At 42.0% G+C, this 16,862-nt stretch carries 16 protein-coding genes, 1 riboswitch and 1 other annotated feature; of the genes, 9 read left to right on the forward strand and 7 right to left on the reverse strand.

Annotation, left to right across the window (positions count from 1 at the left end; all coding sequences use genetic code 11):
* Positions 1-10: 10 nt before the first annotated feature.
* Positions 11-163 (reverse strand): hypothetical protein, encoded by a 153-nt coding sequence (locus AAGU76_RS13075; RefSeq protein WP_342485952.1) that lies wholly within the window; start codon positions 161-163, stop codon positions 11-13.
* Between the two features lie 416 nt (positions 164-579).
* On the reverse strand, positions 580-2,040 hold the full coding sequence (locus tag AAGU76_RS13080; RefSeq protein WP_342485953.1) for an NCS2 family permease: 1,461 nt from the start codon (positions 2,038-2,040) through the stop codon (positions 580-582).
* Positions 2,041-2,159: 119 nt separating this feature from the next.
* Positions 2,160-2,261: riboswitch (purine riboswitch) on the reverse strand.
* A 145-nt stretch (positions 2,262-2,406) separates the two neighbouring features.
* Positions 2,407-2,625, forward strand: a binding site (T-box leader).
* 140 nt (positions 2,626-2,765) lie between these two features.
* Between AAGU76_RS13080 and ilvD the strand changes: the two genes are divergently transcribed.
* The 5 genes from ilvD (at position 2,766) to AAGU76_RS13105 (ending at position 9,255) form a co-directional block, all read left to right on the forward strand.
* The gene (gene ilvD, locus AAGU76_RS13085; protein WP_342485954.1) at positions 2,766-4,439 is read left to right on the forward strand and encodes a dihydroxy-acid dehydratase; all 1,674 of its coding nucleotides are present in this window, start codon (positions 2,766-2,768) and stop codon (positions 4,437-4,439) included.
* Between the two features lie 268 nt (positions 4,440-4,707).
* Positions 4,708-5,379: a response regulator transcription factor gene (locus AAGU76_RS13090; protein WP_342485955.1), complete on the forward strand. Its 672-nt coding sequence runs from the start codon at positions 4,708-4,710 to the stop codon at positions 5,377-5,379.
* A complete protein-coding gene (locus tag AAGU76_RS13095) occupies positions 5,376-6,389 on the forward strand; it encodes a sensor histidine kinase (RefSeq protein WP_342485956.1) in 1,014 nt (337 codons plus the stop codon). The genes AAGU76_RS13090 and AAGU76_RS13095 overlap by 4 nt, the downstream gene beginning before the upstream one ends.
* 120 nt (positions 6,390-6,509) lie before the next feature.
* The gene (locus AAGU76_RS13100; RefSeq protein WP_342485957.1) at positions 6,510-7,277 is read left to right on the forward strand and encodes an ABC transporter ATP-binding protein; all 768 of its coding nucleotides are present in this window, start codon (positions 6,510-6,512) and stop codon (positions 7,275-7,277) included.
* Positions 7,270-9,255 carry an ABC transporter permease gene (locus tag AAGU76_RS13105; RefSeq protein WP_342485958.1) on the forward strand — a complete coding sequence of 662 codons (1,986 nt, stop codon included), beginning with the start codon at positions 7,270-7,272 and terminating at the stop codon, positions 9,253-9,255. The genes AAGU76_RS13100 and AAGU76_RS13105 overlap by 8 nt, the downstream gene beginning before the upstream one ends.
* Before the next feature lie 74 nt (positions 9,256-9,329).
* Here the strand turns inward: AAGU76_RS13105 and AAGU76_RS13110 are convergent, their stop codons facing one another.
* A complete protein-coding gene (locus AAGU76_RS13110) occupies positions 9,330-10,244 on the reverse strand; it encodes a CAP domain-containing protein (RefSeq protein ID WP_342485959.1) in 915 nt (304 codons plus the stop codon).
* 624 nt (positions 10,245-10,868) lie between these two features.
* On the opposite strand from AAGU76_RS13110, the gene tyrS reads away from it, so the two are divergent.
* From tyrS to AAGU76_RS13125, 3 genes are all read left to right on the forward strand, one after another.
* On the forward strand, positions 10,869-12,101 hold the full coding sequence (gene tyrS, locus AAGU76_RS13115; RefSeq protein WP_342485960.1) for a tyrosine--tRNA ligase: 1,233 nt from the start codon (positions 10,869-10,871) through the stop codon (positions 12,099-12,101).
* A 267-nt stretch (positions 12,102-12,368) separates the two neighbouring features.
* Positions 12,369-13,760, forward strand: coding sequence for a TldD/PmbA family protein (locus tag AAGU76_RS13120; protein WP_342485961.1), 1,392 nt, complete (start codon positions 12,369-12,371; stop codon positions 13,758-13,760).
* Complete coding sequence (locus AAGU76_RS13125) at positions 13,760-15,112, forward strand: TldD/PmbA family protein (RefSeq protein ID WP_342485962.1); 1,353 nt, start codon at positions 13,760-13,762, stop codon at positions 15,110-15,112. The genes AAGU76_RS13120 and AAGU76_RS13125 overlap by 1 nt, the downstream gene beginning before the upstream one ends.
* A 74-nt stretch (positions 15,113-15,186) precedes the next feature.
* On the opposite strand, the gene AAGU76_RS13130 is transcribed toward AAGU76_RS13125, so the two are convergent.
* On the reverse strand, positions 15,187-15,384 hold the full coding sequence (locus AAGU76_RS13130) for a DUF378 domain-containing protein (protein WP_342485963.1): 198 nt from the start codon (positions 15,382-15,384) through the stop codon (positions 15,187-15,189).
* A 152-nt stretch (positions 15,385-15,536) separates the two neighbouring features.
* Between AAGU76_RS13130 and AAGU76_RS13135 the strand changes: the two genes are divergently transcribed.
* Positions 15,537-15,794: a hypothetical protein gene (locus AAGU76_RS13135; protein WP_342485964.1), complete on the forward strand. Its 258-nt coding sequence runs from the start codon at positions 15,537-15,539 to the stop codon at positions 15,792-15,794.
* 62 nt (positions 15,795-15,856) lie between these two features.
* Here AAGU76_RS13135 and AAGU76_RS13140 read toward each other — a convergent pair whose 3' ends face one another.
* The 3 genes from AAGU76_RS13140 to AAGU76_RS13150 all read right to left on the reverse strand — a co-directional run bounded on the left by AAGU76_RS13140 (position 15,857) and on the right by AAGU76_RS13150 (position 16,565).
* On the reverse strand, positions 15,857-16,138 hold the full coding sequence (locus tag AAGU76_RS13140) for a hypothetical protein (RefSeq protein WP_342485965.1): 282 nt from the start codon (positions 16,136-16,138) through the stop codon (positions 15,857-15,859).
* A 22-nt stretch (positions 16,139-16,160) separates the two neighbouring features.
* On the reverse strand, positions 16,161-16,310 hold the full coding sequence (locus AAGU76_RS13145; protein WP_342485966.1) for a hypothetical protein: 150 nt from the start codon (positions 16,308-16,310) through the stop codon (positions 16,161-16,163).
* A gap of 132 nt (positions 16,311-16,442) precedes the next feature.
* Positions 16,443-16,565, reverse strand: coding sequence for a hypothetical protein (locus tag AAGU76_RS13150; RefSeq protein WP_342485967.1), 123 nt, complete (start codon positions 16,563-16,565; stop codon positions 16,443-16,445).
* Positions 16,566-16,862: the final 297 nt, after the last annotated feature.

The raw sequence follows: 16,862 nt of genomic DNA on the forward strand, positions 1-16,862 counted from the left end.
AAGAATCATATTAATCTTCTTCCTGCTTCAATCCTCTTTCATGTAGTTCGCATTCTTTTTGTGTGCACTTGCTGTCTACGTTGTAGATGCATGTAATGGTTCCGCATTTATTAAAATTGATTTTTGCAACGACGTCTCTTATATCTTTCACTTGTATACCCATATTAAAACCTCCTAGATTTGATTTGATAACTCATTATAACATCTAAAATGCAACTTGTAAATATAAAAATGCAAAAAAATATAAAAAAGTTTGAAAAAAAGCAGTTAGCCTGCGTTAAAATGCAATTTAAAAACCACATCGTTCAGAAAATGCAGGCTGCTTTGCAAAAATCACCGGAAGGGCATTCTTAAAAATGCAAGACCGACGCAATTAATGTCAAATTTGCTGAAATAAAAAAGCCTCCCGAGGGAGGCAGCAGACTATTGACAAACTACGAATTTGTCATTCTGAGCGGCAGCGAAGAATCTCCTAATGTTTAAGTGTTGAGATTCTTCAGGCTTCGCCTTCAGAATGACGCGTTTGAAAGGTGCTTTGTTATAAAACTGAAGCTTCAGTAACGAGGCGATATGAGTCAATTAACTGATTATTGCAAGAACCACAAAGTTTGCTATGAACAACAATGTGGATACTATTAAAATTGGGTGAACTTCTTTTATTTGACCCTTGAACAGTTTAATTAGGCAGTAGAAAATGAAACCTGCCGCTATTCCGTAGGAAATGCTGTATGAAAAGCCCATGAACACTGAGGCGAAGAATGCAGGAATCGCCTCTTCAAGGTCTTCCCAATTTATTTTGGTGAATGACGACATCATCATGACACCAACTATTATAAGGACGGGCGAAGTTGCAGCTGAAGGCACAACTCCAGCTATTGGAGCAATCAGGATGCATGAAAGGAATAATATAGCCGTAACTACGCTTGTGAGTCCGGTTCTGCCGCCTGCTCCTATTCCTGCAGCGCTTTCAACGTATGTTGTTGTGTTAGAGGTTCCGAATATTGCTCCGATTGATGTTGCTATGGCATCTGCAAAAAGCGCTTTATCCATTTTGGATTTGAAGCCTGTGCTTGTTTCAAGTGATTTCTGGTCTTCCTCGCTGAATATTCCGCTTCTTCTTCCTGTTCCGATGAATGTTCCTATGGTATCAAACGTATCAGACAAGCTGAATGCAAATACAGTCATCAATACCAACGGTATTTTTGAAGGATCCGAAAACAAGGACTGCATGCCTTTAGGACCGAATGCGGCGCCGAATGTTGTTCCAAGGTCTGCAAATGAAGAGCTCAGGCTGCCTGAAGACAAGGATAATGCAGATACATCAACAACTCCGAAAGGAATTCCTATGAGTGTTGTTGCTATGATGCTTATGAGTATTGCTCCTTTTGCTTTTATCACAAGAAGAAAAACCAATATTACAAGACCTATGAGTGCCAGCTGAGTGGCAGGATTTGTAAAGTCAACAAGTGCAGGAATAATTCCACCGTTTGAAACAACCGAGAAAATGCTGCTGTATGTCCCGTCTGCAGCAAAGGCCTGGCCGTTCACTGAAATTATGCTTGCAGATTCTGAAGTGAACTGCACCATTTCTGCTCCCTTGATTCCAATGTATGCTATGAAAATTCCAATTCCGCCGCTTATGGCGTTTTGAAGACTTTCAGGTATTGATTTTATTATACTTTTCCTTATTCTTGTAACAGTGATGAAAATGTTTAAGAGTCCGCATATGAACACAAGAGCCAATGCCTGTTCCCATGTGAATCCAAGGGCAAACACAACAGTATATGTGAAAAATGCATTAAGTCCCATGCCTGGTGCCTGAGCATACGGTACGTTGGCGAACAATCCCATGACGAGTGTTCCTATAACTGAAGCTATGATGGTTGCCAGGAACACTGCCTGTGAAGGCATTCCCGTTGCAGATAATATTGCCGGATTCACAAAGATGACATATGACATTGCAAAAAATGTTGTTAAGCCGGCAACAATTTCAGTTGAGACATTTGTGCCGTTTTCCTGAAGTTTAAAATACTTTTCCATAATTCCTCCTAAGTAGTTTGTAAATTAATATTAACCACTAATGTTCACTATTTCCAAATATCTCACATAAATACGTATGAAATTAAAAAGCGAATAGACATATCTATTCGCATCATATACAGGATAGTGAACCAATCAATAGTCAAACAATTTACGGCTGTTTGGTAGAAACTCTGGAACCATATTTTCCATATTATATTGATGCTAATATTTAATTTCAACTTAAATATTATATATTTAAGTAACAAAATAATCAATATGTTTTTAAACTGAGAGCATTATAACTGCTTGGAAAAAACTGAATGGAATTTACAGTAAAAATTTGTTGACAACGGTTGGACAGGTAGGTATAATTAAAAAAATTATGAAAAAGCTGTGACGGAGACAAAAATACTGACAGATAACTTCAGAGAGCCGGTGGATGGTGAAAATCGGTGTTACCTGGTATAATGATCACTCCGGAGCTTCCGACTGATATGTAGGCCGGGACGTATTCCTGCGTTATTGGGATAAAGTTATATGACTTGATTGAGGCGATAATATCGCGAACCAGGGTGGTACCACGAAAGACCTTTCGTCCCTGAACACATGAGATGTGTTCAGAGACGAAAGGTTTTTGTTTACCTGACGCATTTTTCAGAGTGATTTCTGAGAAATAATGAGGTTACCGATATCGATAAATCAGTTGATTGAAATAAAAATATAGATTAAATCAGGAGGAAATTATGAGAAGTGATCAAGTAACAAAAGGAGTTCAACAGGCGCCTCATCGCTCTCTTTTTAATGCCTTGGGGCATACAAAGGAAGAAATGAACAAGCCGTTGATAGGAATTGTAAGTTCATACAATGAAATAGTACCGGGACACATGAACCTGGACAAGATTGTTGATGCGGTCAAATTGGGAGTTGCAATGGCAGGAGGAACACCTGTAGTGTTTCCTGCAATAGCAGTGTGTGACGGAATTGCCATGGGACATGAAGGAATGAAGTATTCTCTAGTTACAAGAGACTTGATTGCTGATTCAACAGAAGCAATGGCAATGGCTCATTGTTTTGACGGACTTGTAATGGTTCCTAACTGCGATAAAAACGTTCCGGGACTGTTAATGGCAGCGGCGAGAGTTAATATTCCAACAATTTTTGTGAGCGGCGGCGCCATGCTTGCAGGAAGGGTAAAAAACTGTAAAACCAGTCTATCCAGTTTGTTTGAAGCCGTGGGAGCTTACAACGCAGGAAAAATCTCCATGGAGGAAGTTGAAGAGTACGAGCAGAAGGCATGCCCAACATGCGGGTCGTGTTCAGGCATGTACACGGCAAACAGCATGAACTGTCTTACTGAAGCTCTGGGAATGGGACTAAAAGGAAACGGAACAATTCCTGCAGTATATTCTGAAAGAATAAGACTTGCAAAACATGCAGGTATGAAAATAATGGAGCTTGTTGAAAAGGATATCAGACCAAAGGACATCATGACAAAAGATGCATTCATGAACGCTCTGGCAATCGACATGGCTTTGGGCTGCAGCACAAACAGCATGCTTCACCTTCCGGCCATAGCTCATGAGGCAGGAGTGGAATTAAACCCTGAAATTGCAAATGAAGTAAGCGCCAAGACTCCTAACCTGTGCCACCTGGCACCTGCAGGCCACACATACATTGAAGACCTGAACGAAGCAGGGGGAGTTTATGCGGTAATGAATGAGCTTGATAAGAAAGGTCTTCTTAAAACGGACCTAATTACCTGCACAGGAAAGACTATTGCAGAAAACATAGAAGGATGTGTAAACCTGGATCCTGAAGTAATCAGGCCAATAGATAATCCATTCAGCCAGACAGGCGGAATAGCAGTTCTTAAAGGAAACCTTGCCCCTGACACATGTGTGGTAAAGCGTTCTGCCGTTGCTCCTGAAATGCTGGTTCACGAAGGGCCTGCAAGAGTTTTTGATTGCGAGGAAGATGCAATAAATGCCATAAACGCAGGAAAAATAGTTGAAGGAGACGTTGTGGTAATCCGCTACGAGGGTCCGAAGGGAGGACCGGGAATGAGAGAAATGCTCAATCCAACATCAGCAATCGTCGGAAGAGGATTGGGAAGCAGCGTTGCACTCATAACAGACGGTCGTTTCTCAGGTGCTACAAGAGGAGCATCCATCGGACACGTTTCGCCTGAAGCTGCAGTGGGAGGAAACATTGCACTGGTTGAAGAAGATGACATCATCAAAATAGACATGCTGAAGAATACAATTGACTTCGTGGTGTCTGATGAGGAACTGGAAAGAAGAAGAGCAAATTGGCAGCCGAGAGAACCGAGAATTACTACGGGATATCTATCAAGATACAGAGCCCTGGTTACATCAGGAAACAGAGGTGCGGTTCTGGAAGTTCCGAAAATAAAATAATTTAATCAAGCATACATTGCTATGTTCATACTATTGAAACACTCCGGTGCTGTCATCCTGAGCATTGCGAAGGATCTCATCTTTGTTTGAAAAATGAGATTCTTCGAGCAAGCTCTCAGAATGACAACATCCAATATATACTTTATCAAACTGAGCATCGGGGTTCCGATGCTTTTTTATTGCAGTTTTGCCATAAAAATTCTGCATTATCTTTTATTGTTTCTATTTATATGTTATATTGTTATCAATAAATGTTTTAGGAGTCTATATGCATAAAATATTGATTGTCGAGGATGATGCAGTTATTGCTTCATCTGTTAAAAATCATATAAAGTCCTGGGGATGCGAGGTAATGTGCGTGGATGATTTTGAAAATGTATTTTCTATTTTTGCATCATACTCGCCGCATCTTGTTCTTATGGACATATCACTTCCTTTTTATAACGGATATCACTGGTGCAGCGAAATCCGAAAGGTTTCAAAGGTTCCCGTCATTTTTATATCATCGGCATCAGACAACATGAACATCGTCATGGCTATGAATCTTGGAGGGGATGATTTCATAGCGAAGCCTTTCGACCTGAATGTGCTTGCGGCTAAGGTCCAGGCCATGCTGAGGAGAACTTATGATTTCGGAGGACAGACAAATCTGATGGAGCATAAGGGTGCGGTATTGAACGTAGGAGATGCCACACTGACATACAGAAGCCAGAAGGTCGATCTGACCAGGAACGACTTTAAGATACTGCTGATCCTTATGGAAAACAAAGGAAGGACCATAAGCCGTGACATGCTTATGGCGAAACTGTGGGAAACGGACAGCTACGTTGATGAAAACACCCTGACGGTAAACATTGCCAGGCTCAGAAAGAAGCTTGAGACCGCCGGACTATGTGATTTCATCATTACAAAGAAAGGATTGGGATACCTGGTGGAATGAAATCAAAGGACATTTTTGAACTTATCCGGTCATATGTTTGGGAACGTAAAAAACATTTAATGTTTTTTGCTTTGTCTTCTGCTGTTTTTGCAGCCGTGTTTTACATTTACTCAATTCCTGCCGAAGCTGTGCTGTATGCCTTTTGGCTATGCTTTTTCATAGGTATTGCTGCAGCATCCTGGGATTTCTATTCCTATTTGAAGAAGATAGAAAGCCTCAGGATACAGAGAAATAAAATAACCCTGTCAATCGACAGCCTGCCGGAGCCTGTCAACCAGACAGAAGAGGAGTATCAAAATATCATAAGGATAATACATGAAGATAAGATAAATCAAATCAACGCATCGAACAGTCTGAGGAGCAGTCTGGCTGACTATTACACCACATGGGCGCACCAGATAAAGACGCCCATTGCCGCCATGAGGCTGCTTTTGCAGTCCGACGAATCAGAGCTTAACAAGGATATTTCCATGGAACTTTTCAAAATAGAGGAATATGTGGAGATGGTGCTTCAATATGTGAGGCTTGACAGCAGTTCAACGGATTTTCTCATCAGGGAATACAATCTGGGGGAAATTGTGAAGCAGGCAGTGAGAAAGTATGCCAAGGTGTTCATAAGGAAAAAGATTGTCCTTGATTTTCCCTTTTTCGATTGCGCTGTACTGACGGATGAAAAGTGGGCTGTCTTTGTAATTGAACAGATTCTGTCAAATGCCCTCAAGTATACCAACAAAGGGAAGATATCAATTTACCTGGGGGACAGAAAAAGGAAGATTCTCGTCATTGAAGATACAGGAATAGGCATAAAAGAGGAGGACCTGCCCAGGGTTTTTGAGAACGGTTTTACAGGATACAACGGAAGGATGTTCAAGAAATCCACCGGCATAGGGCTGTACCTTTCAAAGCGCATTCTGGAAAAGCTGTCCCATGCTGTAATCATTGAGTCAGAGGCTGGAAAAGGAACAAGGGTTAAAATATTTTTTGAAAATATTGATCTGGAGACTGAATGAATCTTACAAAATTGTAAGTTACGGCCCTGAAATGTAAGGCAGAGTTATGGCAGGCAATCGTCCCTCTTGTTATACTTTCCTTGATGAAATGAACTACGTTTCAATTACAGGAGGATTACTATGGCAATATTGGAGGTTAACAACCTAAAAAAAGTATACACAACCAGGTTCGGAGGCAGTCATGTGCAGGCACTGTCGAATGTGACATTTTCCGTTGAGCAGGGAGAATATGTGGCGATCATGGGCGAATCAGGTTCAGGTAAGACGACTCTTTTAAACATTCTGGCTGCCCTTGACAAGCCAACAGGCGGAGATGTGGTCTTGAAGGGCAAGAATCTTGCAGATGTTAAGGAAAAAGAAATTTCCGCATTCCGAAGAGATAACCTGGGCTTCGTTTTTCAGGACTTCAATCTTTTGGACACTTTTTCACTGCAGGACAACATACTTCTTCCGCTGGTTCTTGCCGGCAAGGGGTATGATGAAATGAACCAAAAACTCGCACAGATTTCCGAAATACTTGGGATTTCAGACATACTTACAAAATACCCCTACGAGGTTTCAGGCGGACAAAAGCAAAGAGCGGCGGTCGCCAGGGCACTGATTACAAATCCTAAGCTTGTTCTGGCTGATGAACCTACAGGGTCTTTGGACTCCCACGCAACAGACGGGCTTTTAAAGCTCTTTGACAAAATCAATGAAAACGGGCAGACCATACTCATGGTCACACACAGCACCAAGGCTGCAAGCCATGCCAATAGAGTGCTGTTCATCAAGGACGGTGAAGTATTTCATCAGATTTACAAAGCGGGGAAGACTACAGAGGAAATGTACAAAAAAATTTCGGATACGCTGACAATGATTGCTACAGGCGGTGGAAGAAATGAATAATTTGTTTTTTCCAAGGCTTGCTCTCATAAATATTAGAAAAAACGGGAAGTTCTATGTGCCGTACATGATAACATGCATCAGCTCCGTAGCCATGTTTTACATCATGCGCATGATTTCCCTGAATGAAGGAATCAAAGAAATGCCGGGATCATATTCGGTCACGACGATACTCATGCTGGGAACAATAGTGATAGGAATTTTCTCCGCCATATTTCTTTTTTACACCAACAGCTTTCTCATGAAGAGGCGCAAAAAGGAAATCGGGCTCTACAACATTCTTGGAATGGAAAAAAAGCATATTGCAAGGATACTTTTTTTTGAGACTTCAATTACCGGTGCAGCCACCATATGCCTTGGCCTTTTGTGGGGCATCCTTTTCAGCAAGCTAATTTTCATGTTCATGTTCAGGCTTTTGCATTTCACGGTTCCACTGGGGTTTTTCGTCAGCAGGGTATCCATTGTCACAACCATTGTCTTATTTTGCGGAATATTTTTATTAAACCTTTTCTACAACCTCATGCAGATTCATTTGTCAAATCCCATTGATTTGCTCAAGGGAAGCAGCACAGGCGAAAGGGAGCCCAAATCGAAAAAAGTTCTTGCGCTGGTTGGAATTGCATCAACAGGAACAGGCTATTACATAGCACTGGTAACTAAATCGCCGCTAAGTGCCATGTACTTGTTTTTTATAGCCGTCATACTGGTAATAGTCGGTACGTACTGCCTATTCACCGCAGGAAGCATAGTGGTTCTGAAGCGTTTAAAACAAAACAGGAACTACTATTACAGGACCAAGCACTTCACATCCATATCCGGAATGATTTACAGAATGAAACAAAATGCCGTGGGACTGGCCAACATATGCATACTTTCCACCGCGGTCCTGGTTATGATTTCTACGACGGTGGCCCTTTACATGGGTGTGGATGAACAGCTTGAAAACCGTTGTCCCAACGATGTAACCATTGCGTTGGAAAACCCCAAGGACAGCGATCCGGCGGCAATTAAGGACATAGTTCAAAATAATGCTGATAAACTGGGCAGGAACATAAGCAGCATGTTTGATTACCAATACCTTGAATTCTATGCAGAAAGAGAAGGTGACAAGTTTGTCACTGACGGGATGAACAGCGTTACAAGCACAAACATTTCAGATTTGTACTTCATAACAACCGGGCAGTATGAGAAAATAACCGGAGAACATTTGGAACTGAAAGACAGGGAGGTTCTTTTCTACAGCTGCAGCAAAAATAAAACCGATTCCTTCACGCTTTTTGATAACAGCTACACAGTAAAGGCCAACCTCGAAGAATTTCCCATCAGGGAGGACTATACGGCAGTCTTTGTTGACGTCTACTACATTGTTGCAAATGAAAAGGACATGGAAGAAATATATGAAAATCAGCTGAGCGAGTTTAAGGACGATGCTGCCAGGTATTCATATTACGCAGCCTTTGACTCAGACGGTACAAAGGAGGAAAAGTCAGCTCTTGCCGATTCCATATACAGTGACATCGTCAGTTCAAAGAAAGGAACCATAGAGCTTAGCTTCCAGAGCAAGCAGCAGCTGGAGGAAGAATTTTACGCCATGATAGGAGGATTTTTGTTCCTGGGAATATTCCTCGGGCTTCTGTTCCTCTCTGCAACTGTTCTGATCATATACTACAAACAAATTTCCGAGGGCTATGATGACAGGGAAAGGTTTGAAATCATGCAGAAGGTAGGCATGAGCAGAAGCGAAGTCAGGACTTCCATCAAAAGCCAGATAATAAAGGTGTTTTTTCTTCCCCTGGCTGCATCGATCATACACATAGCAGCGGCCTTCAAGATGATAACCAGGCTACTTCTGTTGTTCAATCTTACAAATGTATGGCTTTTCGCTGTCTGCACCGTCGTAACCATAGCCGTTTTTGCAGCTATTTACTTCATTGTCTATGCCATGACAGCCAGGGTATATTACAGGATAGTGCAGCAATAGGCTGCTGCCGAAAACTCTTTTGTATCCGCAAAAAAACAAAAATGCCGCTTATGCGGCATTTTGAATTAAAGTTTTTAGTTTGTGAATATCTGTGTCCAGTACGGCGTACCGTTTGCATTTACTGCATAACCAACTCCTATTTTTGAGAAGCTGGTTGACATGATGTTTGCTCTGTGGCCTGAAGAATTCATCCATGCTGTTACCACAGCTTCAGGAGTTCTTTGTCCTGATGCGATGTTTTCACCCCAGGCAGACCATCTGATTCCAAATCTGGTCAACATGTCGCCTGCACTTCCGTAAGTCGGAGACTGATGCGCAAAATAATTGTTAGCTGCCATGTCCTTGGATTTTGTTCTAGCAACATTTGATATTGCTGAATCCATTGTAAGTGCCGGCAATCCGGCTTTCTGTCTTTCCACGTTTACAAGTTCTACAACTTTTTGCTCATATGTTAAATTTGACGAAGATACTGTTGTGTTTGTTGCAGGTGTTGATGTTGATGGCTGTGCTGTTGCCGGCTGAGTTGCAGCAGGCTTAGCGGCGGTTGTTGGTGCTGTTGTTGCAGGCTTTGCTGCGGTTGTTGGTGCTGTTGTTGCAGGCTTTGCTGCAGCCGGAGCTGAAGCTTGAGTCTGAGTTGCTGCAGGTTTAGTTGTTGTTGCAGCAGGTTTGGCAGCACTTGTTGCTGTCGTAGTTTTTGCAGGCTGTGCTGCAGTAGTTGTCCCAGTTGCAGCCGGCTTTTGCGCAACTGTCTGAGTTGTTGTATTTTTGTTTAGAACTGTATTCCAGTCTACAGAATTCAAATCCACTTCCTGTCCGTTTACAGTCAGCTTGTACTCCTTTACGCTTGAGTTGCTTGTTATTCCTTTCAGCAAGCTGCTAAGATCATAGTTAAACGTATTTTCGCAGTCTGTAGTTGTTGCAGCGAATGCTGATGTTGATGACAAAGCCAAAGCTGCTGTCAATGTTAATGCTATAACTTTCTTTTTCATAATTTACTCCTATTTAGTCTTTAGATTTTTTGGGAAGCAGGTAAGCCCTGCTTCTTTGGAAATTTTAGAACTTGTTAATGAGCTTTTCGTCATAAGGAATTATAGCATGTACATTTTTTCAAATAAACCCGCAATAACTTCAATAAATGTCAATTGTGACAATTATATTACACATTTTTGAAGTTCGAAAAATTTATAACAATTTAGCTTGAAAAATATTCAATATATTAGGAAATTGTGTAAGAAAAGAGCTCATATCTGCCATAAAACACATATAAGTGCAGCTTTTGGAAAGATTCTTTTTAACCTGTCAATAAAATCTTGACAAAAACTCGATTTTATAATATTATTCCTTTTATAAATACATAATATCACAACTGTGAAGGGAACAGAGTAACAATTTGGTTACAAATAAGAGAGCGGGTCGGCAGGTGAAAGATTCGCAGCACAAATTGCGAAATACAGTCCCGGAGTTTCTGCATAGCAGCGGGTAATCTGTCCGATAAAGCAGAAGAGGCAATGCTTTGCGAATTAAGGTGGTACCACGGGTTATCTCGTCCTTTTGGAAGAGATGACCCTTTTTATTTTATCGAAGCGAGACATTTGAGATCAAGGAGGAGTTGTATGGAAAAGAGAAATGTTTTCGATGTTTTGAAAGAAAGAGGATATATTGAGCAATGCACTCACGAAGAAGAAATAAAGGAGCTGCTTGGAAAAGAATCGGTGACGTTTTATATAGGATTTGACCCCACTGCAGACAGCCTGCACATAGGACACTACATTCAGATAATGGTTATGTCCATCATGCAGCAGCACGGGCACAGACCCATCGCCCTGCTCGGGGGCGGAACAACAATGATAGGAGACCCCAGCGACAGAACCGGCATGCGCTCCATCATGACACAGGAAATAATTGCAAGAAACGCTGAAAATTTTAAGAAGGTTTTTGAAAAGTTCCTGGACTTCTCTGAAGGAAAGGCAATAATGGACAACAATGCAGAATGGCTGCTGCCTCTTAACTTCCTGGAATTCATGAGGGAAGTGGGAGTCCATTTCCCCGTAAACAGGATGCTGGCTGCAGATTGCTACAAAAACAGAATGGAACAGGGACTCACATTCTTTGAGTTCGGCTACATGCTCATGCAGTCCTACGACTTCTACGTTCTGAACCAGAAGTACAACTGCAAGATGCAGTTCGGCGGAAACGACCAGTGGTCAAACATCATCGGAGGAGTTGAACTCACCAGAAAGAAAGCCGGCGAGCAGGTATACGGTATGACATTTTCACTTCTCACAAACAGCGAAGGCAAGAAGATGGGCAAGACAGAAAAGGGAGCTTTGTGGCTGGACAGAAACAAGACAACGCCATACGAGTTCTACCAGTACTGGAGAAACATCGACGATGCCGATGTTGAAAAGTGCCTGGCGTTATTGACCTTCCTGCCTATGGACGAAGTAAGGCGTCTTGGAGCACTGGAAGGATCCGACATAAACAAGGCTAAGGAAGTTCTTGCATATGAGGTTACTAAGCTCATTCATTCTGAAGATGATGCAATGAATGCCCAGGAAGCAGCAAGAGCTCTGTTCGGCAAGGGAGCAGAATCAGAAAACATGCCTACAACAGAACTTTCCAAAGCAGAACTGGGTGAAGGAATGACTGTAATTGACCTGATGGCCAAGGCAGCACTCATCAAGACCAAGAGCGAAGGAAGAAGGCTCATAGAGCAGGCCGGGGTAACGGTAAACGACAAGGTTGTGGAGGATGTCAACGCAGTTGTTGCTGAGGCTGACTTTGAAGACGGCAAACTCATCATCAAAAAAGGAAAGAAAGTATACCATAGGGTTAAACTTGTTTAATCTTAATAAAAAGGCGATTCCGAAAGGAGTCGCTTTTTATATAATAAGAAAGTTCTCTTTCTTATTATATAAAAAACGAGGAGTGCATGTCGGATGTCCTTGCCGTTAAGAGGGGTGCTCAGCAAAAATGCGAAAGCAGTTTTGCGCCGAAGGGGGACATAGGTCCCCCTAGCGGAGTTGCGGAGCAACTTTTTATGAAAAATTATTAATACTTTAAGGAAATTATGGTAAAATAGTAAGGTATTATACAATGATAGGAGTGATTGTGTGTTAAACAGGCAGGTAATAGAAGATACATTGAATGCCGCACTGGAGACAGGCGGCGATTTTGCTGAAATATATGTTGAAGACAGAACAAACAACGGAATAGTCATGATAGGCGGCAAGGTTGACAGCACCATGACCGGCCGTGATTACGGAGTGGGAATCAGAATTTTCAAAGGCTTTAACAGCGTGTATGCATACACGAACAAGTCAGACAGAGACTCGCTGATTGCAACAGCTAGGAAGGCAGCAGCTGCAATAGAAGGAACAAGGGAACAGACTGCCATGACCCTCAACAAGACAGATGTTGAAAACATAAACCTAATAAACATCGACCCCAACACCATCGAAAAAACAAGAAAGGTTCAGCTCATGCGCCGTGCCTACGAAACAGCCGCAGGGTACAGCGACCTGATAACACAGGTAACCGTAAGCTACATGGACCACAGCCAGGACATAATGGTGGCCAACTCCGAAGGACTGTGGAAGGAAGACAGACGCGTTCGTTCAAGGCTTGCAATTTCATCCGTTGCCAGCAAAGACGGGGAAATGCAGTCAGGATTTTTCGGCCCGGGCGCAAGCAGGGGATACGAATTCTTCGAAGAGCTGGACATTGACAAGTATGCCAAGGAAGCGTCGCGAATTGCCGTTACCATGGTGAATGCAAAGTACAGCCCAAGCGGTAAAATGCCTGTAATCATAGACAACGGATTTGGAGGAGTCATATTCCACGAAGCATGCGGACACGGACTGGAAGCCACTTCTGTAGCCAAGGGTCTGTCGGTTTTTGCAGGAAAAATCGGCCAGCAGATAGCATCACCGCTGGTTACAGCCATAGACGACGGCACAATACAAAACCTGTGGGGTTCCTTCAACATAGACGACGAGGGAACTGCCTCAAAGCGCAACGTGCTCATTGAAAACGGAATTTTGAAGGGTTATATGATAGATAAGCTCAATGCCAGAAGAATGAACATGGACAAAACAGGTTCGGGAAGAAGGCAGTCATACAGGTACGCACCTACATCCAGAATGTCCAACACCTTCATTGACAAGGGCAAGTCCACGCCTGAAGAGATAATTGCAAACACAGAAAAAGGTCTTTACGCAAAATACATGGGCGGCGGTTCTGTAAACCCCAGCACCGGAGAATTCAACTTTGCTGTAATGGAAGGGTATATAGTTGAAAACGGAAAAATCAAGGAACCTGTGAGAGGAGCGACGCTCATAGGCAAAGGAACCGAGATCCTGAACAAAATAGATATGGTAGGCAACAACCTTTCCTACGGTCAGGGAATGTGCGGTTCCGTCAGCGGAAGCATTCCTACAAACGTGGGGCAGCCAATGATCAGGGTTTCTGAAATAACCGTAGGCGGAAGGGAAGGTGAAAAATAATGGATATGAAAAATCTGGTGGAGAAGATATTTGAAGAAGGCAATAAACAAGGCATCGGTGACATGGAGGTTTACTATTCCGCAGGCAGCAGCCTTTCCCTTAAGGTTTTCCAGAAGGAGCTTGACGGCTACAGCCTGTCAGAAAGCGAAGGATTGGGATTAAGGGGAATGTACAACGGCAAAATGGGATATTCCTATTCAGAGAAGGTTGACGAATCATCCATTGATATGCTGGTGAAGAACGTGAAAGAAAATGCAACCGTAATTGATTCGGATGACGAAGAATACATATACGAGGGCTCAAAGGAATACAGGAGAGTAGACACATTCAATCCTGCCCTCGATCAGGTGGAGGAAACCGAAAAAATCAGGTTTGTAAAAAGTCTTGAAGAGGAAGCCTTCAAAATCGACAAGAGGATTGAGTCAGTGGAAACCTGCGTGTACGGTGACGGATACGGGGAAACCATCATGTCAAACACCAAGGGACTGTATCTTCACGACAAAAGCAACATTGCATACACTTATGTGGTGGTGGTCGCCAAGGAAAATGACGACATAAAAACAGGAATGGCATACCGCACGGGAAATGACTTTGCAAAGTTCGATCCCAAGGAAATAGCTGAAGAAGCAGTCAGGGAAGCGTTGAGCCTTTTAGGAGGCAAGACTGTGAAATCAGGAGATTATCCAGTTGTAATCAGAAACAGTGCAGCAGCGGATTTGCTTGAAGCATTCACAGGAATCTTCTCGGCTGAAAGCGTGCAGAAGAACCTGTCGCTTCTGAAAGGAAAGCTGGGTGAAAAAATTGGAAGCGAAAAGTTCACTCTGGTTGACGACCCATACATGGAGGAAGGTCTTGCATCCAAGTCTTTTGACGGCGAAGGCGTTGCCTGCATGTATAAAAAGGTTGTTGACAAAGGAGTTCTCAAGACGTATCTCCACAACCTGAAGACAGCGAAGAAGGATGGAATAGAGACAACAGGAAATGCCAGCAAGGGTTCCTATAAAGCATCCCTGGGCATAGCTCCGTCAAACTTCTATGTGGAAAAGGGAGAAAAGACGCTTGACGAGATGATAGCTTCCATGAACAGAGGAATTCTCATTACAGAGCTTCAGGGACTCCACGCCGGACTGAACTCTGTATCCGGTGATTTCTCGCTGGCTGCTCTCGGTTTTGAAATAAAGGATGGAAAGATTTCGAGACCGGTGGAGCAGATAACAGTTGCGGGAAATTATTTCGAACTGCTGAAAAACATTGAGGAAACAGGTTCGGATCTGAAATTCGGGCTGCCTGGAGAAGCATACATAGGCTCACCGTCCTTGAAAATCAAAAAGCTTGCAATAGCCGGAGAATAAAAGATACAAAAGCCTGCATTTAGCAGGCTTTTAATATGCATAAAAAAGACAACCCTTTCGGATTGTCTTTTTCTTTAATCAGTCTTTTCGCGTTCGTTGAATAATAAAGTTATGCAGTACAGACCTGCTAAACCTACAAGCCCGTAAACCAATCGGCTGAAAATTGCTGTTTGGCCTCCGAATATGGCAGCAACCAAATCAAATTGAAACAGTGCAATAAGACCCCAATTGATGGCTCCTATTATCACTAAGACCAAAGCGAATTTGTCCATAGGTAATCCTCCTTAACTAATATAATGTTATTGTTTCAAAAATTTTCTAAATTATGCATGTATAAGGTGATGATTTTTAAAACTAAAAATTTAACATTAATGTATGTTGTGAATATAATAAATTACAAATGCATTATAATTAGGAGGTTATCATGGATAATTGCAAAACTGAAAATATAGTTGAAGCAAATGAAAATTTAAACGTTCAGTGCGACAGAAGGCCGTTAAGACCGCCTGTACCGCCGGTATCGCCAGTTGCAGGGGCAAGTGGTATAGACACTTCCTTGTTGTTCTTCTTCTTACTCCTTGTAGTAATTGTATGCCAATGCGACGATCTGGGGATAAGCATGGATGAACTTCTTTGGTTCTTCCTGCTGTTGGTTGCAATTTACGGATTGTATGACATATAGTCTGAACAGCGCATCAGAAATCAAAAAACCTGGCACAGCCAGGTTTCTTTCATATAAAGCAGTTATTCAGTTTTATCGGTACCATCATCAATAAGTTCGATTTCGAGCTTGTCGAAATCAATTTCATCCATGAAGTCCTGAGAAGTAAATGATACAGACTTGAACTGTGCAAATTCCATATGGTGTTTTTTGAGCCATACGGGTACGCTTACGTCGAACCTATGGCATATGTCCTTCAGGCATTTGTCTCTCTTCTCATCGAAAGAAATATCTTCACCGTTTTCTGCAACCAGAGAATCCACAATCCTACTTGATTTTATTTTTTTTGCCCACAGTCTGTACATATGTCTCCTTGATTTTAAGAATTTAAGAAAACCTCGGAGTAATGATGTAATCCTTTGAAAAGAATCCTCCGAAATCAATTTTTACGCCTATAAGCGTACGGTCTACCTCTGCCGGCACTATTATGTCAAAACCGTCCACGCAGTACACCTTGTCATCCTTTTTTTGTTTCACCGAAACAATTTTATAATTGTACCGGTTTCACCCAACAGGAATGCCGTAAAGGACAATAGGAAGGTTCTTTTCTCTCAAGATGGAGAGCTTTTCCTTTGCCCTGTCCGTTATTTTGAAGTCCATAAAAACCTCTTATCTGGAGAATTTAGGAGTTACTTCGAATCCTTTTCTGAAGAAGTTTGAAGAGTAGTCAATTTCTGCTCCGCTTATAGCTCCTGTAAGTTCGTCTGATACTATAAGATCAATTCCATCCACATTGATGATCTGGTCATTTTCTGATTGTTTCTCCGAAACAATGCCGAACTCGGCACCACATCAGGAAAAGCCTGTTATTTTTAATTTGATTGGTTCATTACTGCTTTTCATTTCAAGCATTTTTTCTTTTGCTATATCTGTCAATTTGAAATCCATAATTTCCTCCAATTCTTTTTCTTAGTATATCACAATATATAAAAAATTTTCATAAATTTCTGTGACCTGGTCACATACTGTCAATGATTATCTTTTGTTAATATCTTAATATAAATTCAATAAAAGTCAAGGAAAAATTGG

Origin of the sequence: Sedimentibacter sp., assembly GCF_038562225.1 — a bacterium.
Taxonomy (GTDB): Bacteria; Bacillota; Clostridia; order Tissierellales; family Sedimentibacteraceae; genus Sedimentibacter.

What these genes read in the sequence shown, in the direction of transcription:
- AAGU76_RS13075 (WP_342485952.1), bottom strand. Translation starts at nt 163, where the DNA reads ATGGGTATACAAGTGAAAGATATAAGAGACGTCGTTGCAAAAATCAAT.
- AAGU76_RS13080 (WP_342485953.1), bottom strand. Translation starts at nt 2,040, where the DNA reads ATGGAAAAGTATTTTAAACTTCAGGAAAACGGCACAAATGTCTCAACT.
- ilvD (WP_342485954.1), top strand. Translation starts at nt 2,766, where the DNA reads ATGAGAAGTGATCAAGTAACAAAAGGAGTTCAACAGGCGCCTCATCGC.
- AAGU76_RS13090 (WP_342485955.1), top strand. Translation starts at nt 4,708, where the DNA reads ATGCATAAAATATTGATTGTCGAGGATGATGCAGTTATTGCTTCATCT.
- AAGU76_RS13095 (WP_342485956.1), top strand. Translation starts at nt 5,376, where the DNA reads ATGAAATCAAAGGACATTTTTGAACTTATCCGGTCATATGTTTGGGAA.
- AAGU76_RS13100 (WP_342485957.1), top strand. Translation starts at nt 6,510, where the DNA reads ATGGCAATATTGGAGGTTAACAACCTAAAAAAAGTATACACAACCAGG.
- AAGU76_RS13105 (WP_342485958.1), top strand. Translation starts at nt 7,270, where the DNA reads ATGAATAATTTGTTTTTTCCAAGGCTTGCTCTCATAAATATTAGAAAA.
- AAGU76_RS13110 (WP_342485959.1), bottom strand. Translation starts at nt 10,244, where the DNA reads ATGAAAAAGAAAGTTATAGCATTAACATTGACAGCAGCTTTGGCTTTG.
- tyrS (WP_342485960.1), top strand. Translation starts at nt 10,869, where the DNA reads ATGGAAAAGAGAAATGTTTTCGATGTTTTGAAAGAAAGAGGATATATT.
- AAGU76_RS13125 (WP_342485962.1), top strand. Translation starts at nt 13,760, where the DNA reads ATGGATATGAAAAATCTGGTGGAGAAGATATTTGAAGAAGGCAATAAA.
- AAGU76_RS13130 (WP_342485963.1), bottom strand. Translation starts at nt 15,384, where the DNA reads ATGGACAAATTCGCTTTGGTCTTAGTGATAATAGGAGCCATCAATTGG.
- AAGU76_RS13135 (WP_342485964.1), top strand. Translation starts at nt 15,537, where the DNA reads ATGGATAATTGCAAAACTGAAAATATAGTTGAAGCAAATGAAAATTTA.
- AAGU76_RS13140 (WP_342485965.1), bottom strand. Translation starts at nt 16,138, where the DNA reads ATGTACAGACTGTGGGCAAAAAAAATAAAATCAAGTAGGATTGTGGAT.